The sequence below is a fragment of the Natronomonas aquatica genome (assembly GCF_024449025.1).
Lineage (GTDB): Archaea > Halobacteriota > Halobacteria > Halobacteriales > Haloarculaceae > Natronomonas > Natronomonas aquatica.
In genome coordinates, this window is record NZ_JAHLKM010000025.1 from 1 (window position 1) to 12,701 (window position 12,701).

General features: G+C 56.6%; 9 protein-coding genes. 6 read left to right on the top strand and 3 right to left on the bottom strand.

Annotated features, from left to right (window positions below; translation table 11 throughout):
* Positions 1 to 160: 160 nt before the first annotated feature.
* The gene (locus KM295_RS13380; RefSeq protein WP_256030462.1) at positions 161 to 1,201 is read right to left on the bottom strand and encodes a hypothetical protein; all 1,041 of its coding nucleotides are present in this window, start codon (positions 1,199 to 1,201) and stop codon (positions 161 to 163) included.
* 147 nt (positions 1,202 to 1,348) lie between these two features.
* Between KM295_RS13380 and KM295_RS13385 the strand changes: the two genes are divergently transcribed.
* The 4 genes from KM295_RS13385 to KM295_RS13400 all read left to right on the top strand — a co-directional run bounded on the left by KM295_RS13385 (position 1,349) and on the right by KM295_RS13400 (position 8,928).
* Positions 1,349 to 2,029, top strand: coding sequence for a nucleotidyltransferase domain-containing protein (locus KM295_RS13385; RefSeq protein WP_256030463.1), 681 nt, complete (start codon positions 1,349 to 1,351; stop codon positions 2,027 to 2,029).
* Positions 2,022 to 2,534 (top strand): DUF8154 family protein, encoded by a 513-nt coding sequence (locus KM295_RS13390; protein ID WP_256030464.1) that lies wholly within the window; start codon positions 2,022 to 2,024, stop codon positions 2,532 to 2,534. The genes KM295_RS13385 and KM295_RS13390 overlap by 8 nt, the downstream gene beginning before the upstream one ends.
* Positions 2,535 to 2,887: 353 nt before the next feature.
* Complete coding sequence (locus KM295_RS13395) at positions 2,888 to 6,334, top strand: type IV secretory system conjugative DNA transfer family protein (RefSeq protein ID WP_256030465.1); 3,447 nt, start codon at positions 2,888 to 2,890, stop codon at positions 6,332 to 6,334.
* A 1,388-nt stretch (positions 6,335 to 7,722) separates the two neighbouring features.
* Complete coding sequence (locus KM295_RS13400) at positions 7,723 to 8,928, top strand: phage NrS-1 polymerase family protein (protein WP_256030466.1); 1,206 nt, start codon at positions 7,723 to 7,725, stop codon at positions 8,926 to 8,928.
* A gap of 3 nt (positions 8,929 to 8,931) precedes the next feature.
* Here the strand turns inward: KM295_RS13400 and KM295_RS13405 are convergent.
* Positions 8,932 to 9,953, bottom strand: a protein-coding gene (locus KM295_RS13405) for an IS630 family transposase (RefSeq protein ID WP_256030467.1) whose coding sequence is annotated in 2 segments (ribosomal slippage) — positions 8,932 to 9,449 and positions 9,449 to 9,953 — 1,023 coding nt in all. Because the reading frame shifts where the segments join, the coding sequence is not laid out codon by codon here.
* A gap of 172 nt (positions 9,954 to 10,125) precedes the next feature.
* Between KM295_RS13405 and KM295_RS13410 the strand changes: the two genes are divergently transcribed.
* Positions 10,126 to 11,139, top strand: a complete 1,014-nt coding sequence (locus tag KM295_RS13410) for a hypothetical protein (RefSeq protein ID WP_256030468.1) — start codon at positions 10,126 to 10,128, stop codon at positions 11,137 to 11,139.
* A gap of 176 nt (positions 11,140 to 11,315) precedes the next feature.
* Here the strand turns inward: KM295_RS13410 and KM295_RS13415 are convergent, their stop codons facing one another.
* Positions 11,316 to 11,573: a MarR family transcriptional regulator gene (locus tag KM295_RS13415; RefSeq protein ID WP_256030469.1), complete on the bottom strand. Its 258-nt coding sequence runs from the start codon at positions 11,571 to 11,573 to the stop codon at positions 11,316 to 11,318.
* A 261-nt stretch (positions 11,574 to 11,834) separates the two neighbouring features.
* Here KM295_RS13415 and KM295_RS13420 point away from each other — a divergent pair, with 261 nt between their 5' ends.
* Positions 11,835 to 12,701 carry a hypothetical protein gene (locus tag KM295_RS13420; protein ID WP_256030470.1) on the top strand — a complete coding sequence of 289 codons (867 nt, stop codon included), beginning with the start codon at positions 11,835 to 11,837 and terminating at the stop codon, positions 12,699 to 12,701.

The following is a 12,701-nucleotide window of genomic DNA, read 5'->3' on the forward strand; positions in this document are numbered from 1 at the left end:
CAGCAGAGAGATTGACAACGTGCTGTTTTCGTCCCATTGCTGTAGATACGCGCTCAGAGAGCTTAAGCTAGTGAGTAAAAATCTGAAGCTACACTCAGCATGCCGAAAAGGATCTACGCTTGCTGTAACCGCACCACGTTCGGTAATTGTGGCTAATTAGTTACTCGATCGATGGAACCAGCGCCGCATTGCCGGGATCACATCCCTCTCGGTAGTTGTCGGCCAGCCTGTGGGCCTCCTCGAGGAGTTGTCTGGCAGTTTCCTCGTCTCCATCACGTCGGTGTTCGAGGGCCATCTTAGCGGTTCGATACGTTTTCAGAAGTGTCGGGAGCTGACATGATGCGTGACTGATTGGCTCTCTGTACACGGGAGGACGGCGATCTCGTTTATCGAAGTATGCCTGAGCGGCAGTCACATGATCGATCGCGTTTTCATAGGCATCTATCGCTGACTGGAGATCGGTATCACGCGTGCCGTCGGAACCCCACAACAGTGCATTCGGCCACTCTTTGAGCCCGTTGAGCCACGGTGTCATGAGGTCCTTGAAGTTCGCGAATACGGCGCTCTCAGTGGCAGCCCGGTCAAGATTATAGTATTCGGGTGGATCGATCCCGTGGGTTTCGATTTTTTCGATCGCCTCAAGCACTTTGTTTCCTGCTTCCGTGATCCATTCGACGTACTTGGACAGCTTGTCGATATCACCAATAGCTCCATTGAGTTGCACGAATCTGATCGACTGAATATAAAGAGATGTGCGACTCTCGACGGTATCGATCATACTGTAGGAGGTGAATCTATGTTCCAAGAGAGTCGCTCCGAGTTCAAGTCGCGTGAAGCGTTTTGTGTCGGTATCGTATTCCTCGCTGGCCGTCTCAAGCGCAGCTTTAACTTTCTCAGATTTGTCGCTGATATCCAGCCAGTCTGGGTCCTGTTCCGTGTCTACGTAGATGATTTCGTCGTCTTCGATGACCGTTATCTCGTTGAGCATCTCGAAAGCGGTTCTGAGATTTGTTTCGGCTACGTCCAGTGGGTTCGATATCTCGTGCTGTTGTCGTTCTTCATCGGACGTACTGTTCGTCGAGGAGGTATTATCGTGTTCAGCCTTGCTGATTACGGAACTACACCCAGCAAGCGACGATCCGGCGGCGACGATACCGGTAAGCGCTTGTCGTCGTGTGATCGGTGTGTCAATTTCGTCCATCGCTGTGAGCAAGGCTGGTCTCGTTTTCTGATTTAAATCCTCGCGGGGAGTACGGGAGGGCAGTGTTCAGATAGCTCAAGCGTCCAGTCACCATCTAGGTAAATACCACCCGAAGATTATTGTCTCGTGAAACGAGACACGTATCGTATGACGAGACAAAAAGACGGGGCCCACAAGATGGAGCAAGCCACCGTCGGGTTACCAATTCCGACGCCAGATCCCAACTTGTTCCGTCACACGGCCACCGACGACCTTCTCCAACTGCTGCTCGATAACCCCTACGAACAGTTCACGATCCGGGCATTGAGCCGACTTACCGACAACGCGGCCCAGTCGGTCAAGCGGGCCGTCGATGTCCTCGAAGCCAACGGGCTGGTCGTCATCGAGGCTGAGGGCAACCGCCGGCTCGTCGGTATCAACCGCACCCGAGTGACAAAGCCCGACGATCCGGTCTTGCGCATCCCGCAGCCGGAGTTCCATCGGCCCGTCCGCGCGGCACTCGATCAAATCCGTGACGAACTGGATGAGGTTCATGGCGTTCTCGTGTTCGGCAGCGTCGCCCGCGGACAGGCTGACCGCCAGAGCGATATCGACCTCTGGGTACTCGCTGGCGACCGCGCCGACCAGCACCGCGCCAACGAACTCGCGAAGGTACTCGGGCAAAAGCAGTTTGATGGTGACCGCTACGAGTTCCAAATCCTCGTCGAGACGCCGGAGTCGGCACACAGCCACGGTGACCGTCTCGAAGACGTTTTCGCCGACGCGATCACGCTAGGGGACAGTGACACGCTCCGCGATCTCAAACACGAGGTGATGAGTGATGCCTGACGAGCCCGACGATCTTGCTGAAGCCATTAACCGGGCTGAGGACGCGTTCAGCGGACAACTGGGCCGACCAGATTACGAGGAGGGGCTCGATCCGGACGAACATGATGCCGACGTGATCCAGCTACGGAAGGCGTGCCGCCTGCTGGACGCGTGTCGACTGCTCCGCGATCACGATGGCTACCACACAAGCGTCATCGAGATGTCGTTTGCAGCCATCGAGCGCACCCTCGAGTTCTACGCGCTCGCCGCGTCGAACGACACAATCGACGACTTCCGCGAGGGGCACGACCGCGCCTATGACCGCGGTGCCGAGCTGAACCTCGTCACGGAAGAGACTGCACTACGGCTGAAGCAGCTCTATCGCGACAATCGCGCAGCGGCGTACTACCGCGATACAGTCGCGGCTACCCAGCAGGCCGATGCGATGTTCGAGCTCGCGGTGATCATCCACGACTACATCAAGGATTTCGCAAGAGTCTCTCACGAGTGCCGGTGCCGACACTGATCTGGTCATCGGAACGCTCGGATCCGGCAGGAAAAGTTTCCATCAAAAGAACGCATTAGAGAAGTTTAGAAACACCGCTCGCCTGCCGGTGGACACTACACTCGATTTTAAATACGAATTCGAGGCCATCCCTCCGTGGAATGCACAATGCAAGACGAAAACGATCAGCGTGTCCCGGAACACACCCGGCTGTCGGAGCGACAGGCCACTGCAAGGCATTGGAATGTGTCCACACGGCTGTCAGCGGCGATAGACGCAGTGACCACGCCGAAACCACACTGAATTCCTCGTCAACGGCAGTCAGCCAGCAGATCGAGAACGCGTGCGAATACCTCTGATCAGCTACCGTTACCATGTCAACAACGACTCCCCAATCGAGTTCACTCGATTCGTATCTCAAAGTCTCCCTGGACACTGCCCAACTCGATCCCGCCACCCTCGAATCCGCGTTTACACGCCTTCACTCGATCGGCTTCGAGACCCGCATCGAGATACGTATTGTCGCCACAGCCAATACCGTCGCGTATTATTTCGGTACGACCGACCGACAGTTCCGGACGCTCGATCGAACGTTGTCACGCATCTTCCCCGAGGGAACCGAACTCGAACATGAAACCCCGCCGGAACTTCCCGAAAACCCCTCCGCCGCACTCGAGTTCCGCGGCCGTGGCGACCGCCGTGAGGACTGGCAAACACGGCTTCGCCCCGTCTACGATGGCCATCCAGAACGCGTCGAGTATCCGCTCGCAGCCGTCGTCGACACGATCGCAGAGACGGACGCATCCGTCGTCTATCAGGCGATCCTCACGCCGAAACAAAACTGGCGGGCCGACGCCAAAACCCGAACGCTCCAGCTCAAACAGGGCGAGGATACGCCGAGCCAACGGTTCTTCAACTTCCTCTTCGACACCTACGAGTACGACGCGACGATCGAGGACGCCAGCCCGAGTGCGACGGCTCGCATTCACTCGATCGAAGACACACAGCCCGAACAGTCCTTCTCGGTGTACGCCCGCGCCATCGCGACTGGCGAGGACGCCCCCGCGGTGCTGTCAGCGGTCGGGTCAGCGTTCCGGCCGATCGAAGGGCGCTTTTACGGGATTGACACGACGGTGCGACGGGACGACGATCGGGTCGACGAGATCACGGACCGCCTCGAACACGCAGCCGTCCACGAAGAGCCATCGCTCACGTCGCGTTTGACAGCCCGACTACCAATCACCGGGAATTTCGATCACGAGATCGTCACCGATCCCCTTACCGCACCGAACTTCTGTCTGTTCGACGGAGCGTCGGTGAGCTCTGACGGGCGACGCGCCCTCGAAGCGACACCCCAAGAGCAGACGAACGTTCCCCGGCCCGACGAGTCGGTCCTCACCCAGTACGATTCGGGCATGCTGCTCGGGTATCCACTGACAAGCGACGGTCAGACTGCCGACAGCGCCGTGTCGCTTCCGCCCTCATTACAACCGTTACACGCCGCGTGGTTCGGCAAGACCGGCTCGGGGAAATCGACCGCGCTCATCAACGCGATGCTCGACAATCACGCGGCGACGGACGGCGCCGACATCCTCATCGACCCGAAGGGCGACGGCATGCCAATCGAGTATCTCCGTGCTCACTACGAAGAATACGGTTCGCTCGACGACGTCTATTATTTCGATTGTACGGAGACGCTACCCGCCACCTCGTTTTTCGATATTCGTGAGCAGCTCGCCGACGGGGTCGATCGCACGACCGCCGTCGAGGATGTAACCGATCACTACATCGAGATGCTGGTCGGCATCATGGGCGAAGAGCGCTTCGAGCAGGCGGTGCGCTCGCCCGATATCATCCGGTATCTCGTGAAGGCGCTGTTCGATCCCGTCCACGGCGACGATGCCTACACCCATCGGACGCTTCAGGAGGCCACAACCCGGATGCGGGAAACCCGTGACGCCCCACCGGTGACCGATCCCGACCTCCAGCAGATGCTGTCGGGCGTCGTCTCAAACAGCAAACGCTCCTTCGATGAACTATTACAAGGCGTCGCCAACCGGATCGAGAAGGTCCCCCTCGACGACCGGCTCGGCCGGCTGTTCAATCACGTCCCCGGAGAGGACGACCCCCAGTTCGATTTCCGGGAAGTGATCGACGAGGATGCCGCCGTGATTTTCGATACGGGCGGGCTCCGTCCCGAGAGCCGACGAGCCATCTCGCTTGTGTTGCTCTCACAGCTGTGGAGTGCGCTCCGGCGGCGAGCGGAAGGGGGTGATGAAACTGCAGAGCCGCCGCTCGTGAACCTGTATCTCGAGGAGGCTGCCGAGATCGCCCGATCGGGGCTCGTCTCGGAGTTGCTCTCCCAATCGCGCTCGTTCGGGCTTTCGATGACGCTCGCGATGCAGTTCCCTGGGCAACTCAGACAGGCCGACAATGAAGCCTATGCCGAGGTGTTGAACAACGTCTCGACGGTCGTCTCCGGAAACGTCGCGGTCGATCCGGACCTGAAAAAACGGTTGGCGACCGAGGACATGCCACCTGAAGAGGTTGCAAATCGACTACGCGCACTCGAGCGGGGTCAGTGGTTCGTCTCGTTGCCCTCGGCGTTCGGGACGGCTGAACCTCGACCGTTTCGGGTGGAGAGTGCGCCCATTCCAGCCGGACACCCGGATCACGAGACTTCGCTGTCGGCCGCCAAGCAGACGGCGTTCGAAGCCGCCTTCGACGTGGTCCGGGATCGCTCGCGCCTCGAACACGGGATCGATCTCGCGCCGACACAGCGGCCGACAGCGACGCCCGAGGCGACGAACGGAGACGAGCCCACGGGAGAGCCATCGTCCGACTCGAGCGCACCTGTGGGCTCGCTGTTGCCGCACACGAAGCGGCTGCCGGAGATGCTCGAGTACGACGGGGATCGCCATGCATTGTGCTGTTCGAGCTGTGAGTCCCGATACGATCCCACCCGGGAGGGCATCGAGCGGGCGATCGAGTGCTGTCACGAGCTCGCGTCGGTCGATCGGGACGACATCCCGGTGTGTGGGGTGAACCTGAAGCTCTCCCGTGACGAGCGGATTCAGAGCCGGTGTACCGACGCTCAGTTGCGATTTTTACACGCAGTCTATGCCGCCCACCAGCGGCGGTTCGATCCGGAGTTAGAGTATGACCTTCTTACTGATAGCATGATCCAGTTGCGCGAGTACGTCGGCATCGAGAAGCCCGCGGTCGACGAACTGCTGGACGACGGCCTCCTGAGAAAGGACTGTCAGTACCCGCACGTGCTGTACACAGTGACGCCGGAGGGTCGATCGGAGGCGAAGATAAGACATCGAGAGGGCGTCGCTCACGGCGACGGTGTGGGCGATCTGAGCGAATCGAGTTTCCACGTCGCGATGGTCGCACTCGGCGAGCGGTATCTCGAGGAGACGTTCCTCGAGGATCCCAACTCGTCGGTCGTCGAGGTGAGTCCCTATCACGAGACTGAGGAGGGCCGGTTGGACCTGGCGGGGCTCGACGCCGATGGGGAGGTTGTCGTCGCGCTTGAAGCCGAACGCTCGAACCATGACACAAGAGAGGCGGTTCCGGAGGATTTCGACAAGATGGCCGCACAGGAACCTGAAGCGGCGATCTGGATCGTCAACAACCGCGACGCGGCACACGACGTTCTAGAGGCATTGAACGAGCCACTGGATGGGGATCCCCGCGTCGAGAAAACGTATAGTCGGAGTTCGCCGCCCCAGCGGCTCAGCATCGATACATCAGGGTTGACCGAGATCTACACGTTCACATACCTCCGGGATTCTGTTCTTGGGGGAATCCGGTAGGCGAAGTGGTAAGCAGAACTGAATAAGGGGCCTTCTCAGCGTTGACGACCGATAGATCGGTACTTCTGGTGTTTCGTCGGGACGTTCATACGGAACAAGATCTACAATCAGGCTTGGGACGAGCGGTACGCCGTCACGCTCGGGGCGGCGCTCTAGTTTTACATCTTGGTATCGGCTGTGACCTCCGTCCATAACGGCCGCGATCAGCTACCGGAAGTATCGGATTTAATGGGGGACTAGAGTTAGTCCCGCAGGTAGCGAGTCAGCTGAATGACGTCCGACCCGCTCGAATGATTCATGTTTGGTCTGTTATGTTATCGGCGCTGACTGTCGATGGAGCCCGTCCCAACCTGCCGCTTATCTTGGTTCCGGCTGAACGCTCGTTCGTGTTAACGAGTCAGTGCTTGAGTGACGACCCACCGAGGCCAGCCAACACTGTTCGAATCGATCGGCCGGTTCCCACTCTGAGATGAGTGTACACCTCGAAAATACACCTCGTCTTGAGCATGGTTCGGTGGTTTCAACCTGTTTACTCCGGTGTAACGGCAGTGTACACTCATCGAAATCTCCGCAGTAATGCACCGTGATCAGATCCCCGGACGGTCTCGTGGGTAGTTTCGATCGAACAGCCCCCTGCTGATCGAACCGGATGGAGTAGATGGGCAGTTTTAGCGTCTTTACTCCTGACATTCGGATTCGAACGCGGAATGATATTGTTGAAACGAGGGCCGAAATTCGAACTTTTGAAACTCCGATTTGACGGATACACCCCACCAACGCGGGGATGTACCGGCATCTGAGCGATCTCGAAAACCTGCTTCGAGCCGACGAAACACGCTTCGATAATCGACTGTCTAAATCGCCCGAATTCTGGCGGTTTTTTGCCTCTTTCGGCGTTCCAGTTGAAACGAATGGGGGTGTTTTGGCGGGCTACGACCGGGTGAATCCGGTATGTCGTCGATCAGCCACCGCGAAACAGGCCACACTGCGGAGAATAGTATGGGTGTAAACTGCCGATAAACCCATTTTCATTCTGTGTACACGGCTGATTTGTGTTTTGAGTGGGTGTACGATCTGAAATGACCTCGACTTTTAATACATGCTCAAATACGAGAAATTAATAATAGATATCAGAGTCACTTCCCTCTAAATCTGACCTGCTACCGGCGCTGATGATCCGCGATTAGCGGCTCTATTGATGGGCTAAAGACAGTAACAGAAGAATGATAAATAGCTAATTGATCTCCGGTGAGGGACTTCACCTTGACAACGAATTCGGAGACTTAGAGTGACTTTGAGACGGTGGTTGATCTCGCTTTTCGTAGAGTCGTACGCGTTAATCCACCCGATCATTTATTTCGGAGAACGGGACCAGAGTACACTACTTGATGTCCGAGTCACTTCCCACTGAATCCGATCTGCCGGCGGCGTTGACGACCCGCGATCAATGGCTCTGTTGGCGAGCCGAAGAGCGGGATGGAAAAATAACAAAAGTGCCGGTCGATCCCAACTCTGGAAGCTTCGCGTCGACGACGGATTCGGCGACCTGGAGCGACTTCGAGACAGCAACTGATCGGGCTCGAAACAGGTCTGCCGACGGCATTGGATTCGTCTTTACTGATGAGGACCCGATTGTCGGCGTTAATCTCGATGACTGCCGGATCCCCGAAACCGGGAAGACTCGTGAGTGGGCGACAGATATCATCGATCGGCTTGAGTCATTCACTGAAATCAGCCCCTCGGGAACCGGCTATCACGTCCTCGTCGATGGTTCACTTCCGGATGATCGAAACCGGAAGGGCGATATCGAATGCTACGAGACGGCTCGCTTTTTTACCGTCACCGGCGACCACGTCGATGGCACACCGATGACCGTCGAATCGCGAACGGAGGCACTCGAAGCCGTTCACAGCGAGTATCTGCGTGAAGACGACTCCGAGGCGTCGACAGAGGGAAGCAACGGCGAGAAGACCACGATCGGCCGGACAGAGACTGACGCAACGCCGGGCTCGTCACTCTCCGATCAGGACCTCATCAAACGGGCGAAAAACGCCGCCAACGGTGAGAAGTTCGCCCGCCTGTGGCGAGGGAGTACAGCCGGCTACGAGAGCCACTCAGAGGCAGACATGGCGCTGTGTGCATTGCTGGCGTTCTGGACGGGCGGTGACGCTGCCCAGATGGATCGGCTGTTCCGTGATTCTGGGCTGTGTCGTGAGAAGTGGGACGAACGGCACTTCGCGGACGGCAGCACCTACGGCGAGAAGACGATCGAACGGGCAATCGCCGGGACTGACGAGTTCTACGAACCGACAGAGGCGTCAGAGAGGGATGCACCGAGCAACCAGACAGCCAATACGGACGTCGGAACTGCCCCCCCGACAGCGACGTCTCTCCGGGCGGCACAACGGCGTGAGGCTGATCATCTACGCCGAATCGAAGAACTCGAATCGAAACTTCAGAATGCGATCGATGAAATCGACCAGCTGGAAACGGAACTTGAGGCCGAGCGCGAGCGACGTCGTGAACTGAAAGCGGAATTCGATAGCAAGCATAATACCGATTCCTCCGAAGAGCGATCGTGGCTCCCGTGGTGATACTCACGGACATAGATACGCGGATAGTTGTGGAGGCTCGAGATTGTCGAGTGCTGAGAGAGCAGCATCCTGCAGCTTGTCAAGATTCTCAAACAGTCGATTACCGAGAGCTTGATTGAGCTTTCTCCAGCACTCTTCCGTGGGGTTCAGCTCCGGTGAACCCCGCGGAAGGTAACACAGTTCGATTGGTGTGTCTTCAACGAACTCCTGCACTGCGTTGGCTGTGAAATACGACGCGTTATCCAGGACAACACAGATTTTCTCGCCGAATTCAGTCTGGAGAGCATCTAGCAATCGAATTGTGGTGTCGCTGTTGAAGTTCTCCTCACAGGGCAGAAAGAACGTTTCACCAGCATCACTCACCGCACCAAGCAATTTGATACTGTCCCACTTGCCCGTCACTGACAGTGACGGGCGCTCTCCCTCTGGAAACCACGCATAAATTAGCGTCGAGAGAACCTGACGCGTTTGATCTATGGTCAGGACTGTGTATTCGTCGTCCAAATTGTTGCGCTTTTTTTGAACCCTTCCTGCCAGGCTTCCTGCGCACGCTCGTCGGACTTGTAGTACTCCGGCCGGGCTGTCTTCCAAGACAGACCGGCCTCGGACATCAGCCGGCGGACATGACGCTCGCAGTATTCGACGTTGAATTCTTCACGAAGGTAGTAGCGTGCAAGTGGCACAGACCACGCGGGCGCGTCGATTCCACTTTCTTCGGGTGGATTATGCAGGGCTTCAATGAACTGCTCGTGCTCTTGCTCTGTGAGTTCAGGTGATTTTCCGTCGCGTGGTTCGCCGTAGACAACTTCCTCGAACGGCTCTTCGTCGAGCCGTTCGAGTCGCTGGAACCATTTCGAGGCCCAACTGCTCGAAAACCCGTACAGCTCTGCCGCGCCTTTCTGACTCAGCTCATCGATCTCCTTGAACGTGATTGCTGCCATCAGTCGCTTTACTGCGTCTCCATCGTCCACTTTCGACAATGTTTCTCGGAGATCATCAGCAGAGACGTTTTCCAAGTTCGCCATACAGAGACAAGTGGCTCAAGATACACGTATCTTTAGCCGTCAGTATGAATATACGCCCTGCATTTAGCACGCTGTTGAGCCCTATCCTATCCTGAAACAGAATACACCATAGCTCTGAAGCCGTACTGTCTGTACGGCGTTTTATATAGGAGACCGGGAGGAGTACCCGTGAATGTTCGAAGAGCACTATACGCGACGACGTGTACTGCGTCGGGTCGGAACAGCAAGTCTGGCAACGGTACCTACCTTATCGGGCTGTCTCGGTTCGGGTGAGTCGGATACCTCCGAAACGCCTGCTTCGACGACAGACACCACGTCCGAATCACAGACGAGCGATCCAGACTCGGCAAGTGATCCAAACCCGGATGCGTGGACTGAATACGCGGCGAAACCGTACGCACAGTTCTCGCCACATCCGGACGAGATCGGGAGTTCGATGAATCATTTCACCTGTACCTTACCAGCCGTTGCCCTCCAGCACAGCGCGGCATTCGGCGACGCAGAAGGCCGATTTGCTGCGAATTGGATCGAAACTCCTCCCGGTGCCTCACCAGAGTCGACACATTTCAATATCTGGACGAACTCGACACGCTGTATCGGCGGTGCGTTCGACAAAGAGCCGGTAGTCGATCGTTTTGAGTCGTTCTCCTTCGAGAAGCTTGACCCATACAAGGAATTTGAACTGTATGCCGGCTCAACGAGCGGAATCTCTCTCCAAGTAACTGCCGTGCGAAACGGGTGGCTGTTAATAACGTTCCCGTCAGATATGCCGGAAGGGAAACAAAAGGTTCGGCACCTCATCGATCTGTGTCTCGAGGATACGACCCCGTACTACCGATCTACTGAACCCTTCACGGATTTGGTCGAATATCTTCCACAGGGTGTTTTCACCCGCGTGTATCCGAACGTTTCCGAACTTAATCCACGGCTTCCCAGAAAGCAGATCGAAATAGCGGGAGAAGCGCTGTTGTTTGACGGCCAGTACGAACCCGCAATGGGCGTTATTGTTCTCGGATTTCGAGACGATATCGACGATCCGAGGCGTGTCATCGAAGAGTCGTCCGAGCACATGACGTCATTCACGCGTCTTTCCCTCCGAGACCACGAAACTGAGATTAGGGCGCCGTCCAACCGAATCCTCATACTGGAAGGGCCTGCCGATCCCGAAGCGGTATTCAGTGCCTGATAGGGATCAAAACGAACGCGGATCTTAACGAGAGAATTCAGCTACAAAACAATAGAGACAATCCTGTGTGCCGAACGCTATGCCCTCTTGACCTGAGATTTCAGAAACCACCCAACTAATATACAACAATAGATTAGAAGCTCGGTAGAACCCCTGCTGTCTGATAAATCATATAGTCAGATCTCTCGTGGGTCCGCAACGAATCGGTATAGTCCTCGATTGACTTTTTCAACCCATCCTGCATCAACCAAGCCGTTTAGCGCTCGGTTGATGTATTGCCGCCGGATGCCGAGTTCCTCCTCAAGCCGTTTCGGATTCGCGTATCCCCATGGCTGTTCTTCCTCTCTATTCTCCTTGAGCACATCAAGGATGGCCTCTTGGCGCTCGTTTGGTTCGAAGTTCTCGTTGACCATCTTACTGGTGAGTATGCTCATGTTCCACTTACAGTTTCGGGAGAACTATCAAAGTAAATCACGTTTAATGTTCTATTTAATGTTACAAAGTAACTATTAAGTGAACAGAGGATATAGGTGAGAGTGAGAAGTGCGGGCTGCCTCAAAGGTGAGGCCGGTGCTGGAGACACCGACCCCGCGCTTCGGTACCTGACCGAAGCATGAAGAAATCACACTGCGCCGGACTTGAAGACTCCGGCACGACGCACGTAGAGTCCTCAAATCAACAACGGAGGGCGGACAATGCAGACTGACGAGATCGGATCCGATCTCTACGTCAGATTGCAAACCGACCTGCTGGTCATCGGCGACTCGATTATGACCGATAGACACCATGCCAGCAACGGCAACTACCAGGCGGACGACCCCCAGAACCAGATCGGCGGGATCATTCCTGCTTTCTCGCTTTCCGGCTGGCTCCGACACGGGATGGAAGCCGTCGTTCAGCAGTACGGCGGGACGGCCTGCCACCCTGGCGAGGCGAACGCGAACTTCATGCGAAGTGACGTCTACGAGCGTGATCTTGACGATGGATATCACAAGAAGGGTGCGTGCATCGACGATCCCGAAGACGACGCGGGCTGTGTGATTTTTGATCTTTTCGGCGGGTTTGGTGATATACCCGGAAAGATGATGCGTCGTCCAATCCAGTTCTCGCCGGTCCGCTCGAACGTGGACTACACCCGCGGGCAGGCCGAAGGGCACTACCGCCAGCTTAGTCGTAACGTCGTGAGCCGCAACGACGAGGATCATCGGAAACCACTTCGGAACGCCGAAATCGATGCTGTAGCGAACCTCGACGGAACGTGGCATCTCTCACTTCGAGAGATGAAACCGGCGTTCGTCGGGCTTCTCATTGAGGCCCTCGACTTTTTCGACGCTCACAAGACTGACTTCATGCACCAACTCGGCGGTGCGCGGAACTTCGGTGCTGGAATCGTCGAGTGTGCGCTCATCAATCCACTTTATGAGGAACGCGAACTGAAGCGCGTCTTCAACCGCGGAAAGGGCAATACGAACGCGATGGACGAGAAGGACGAGCAGTGGGCAGCTGAGTTTCAACCAGCCTTCGTCGACGCGCTCACGGAACGTATTTCAGAGGGGCCATAG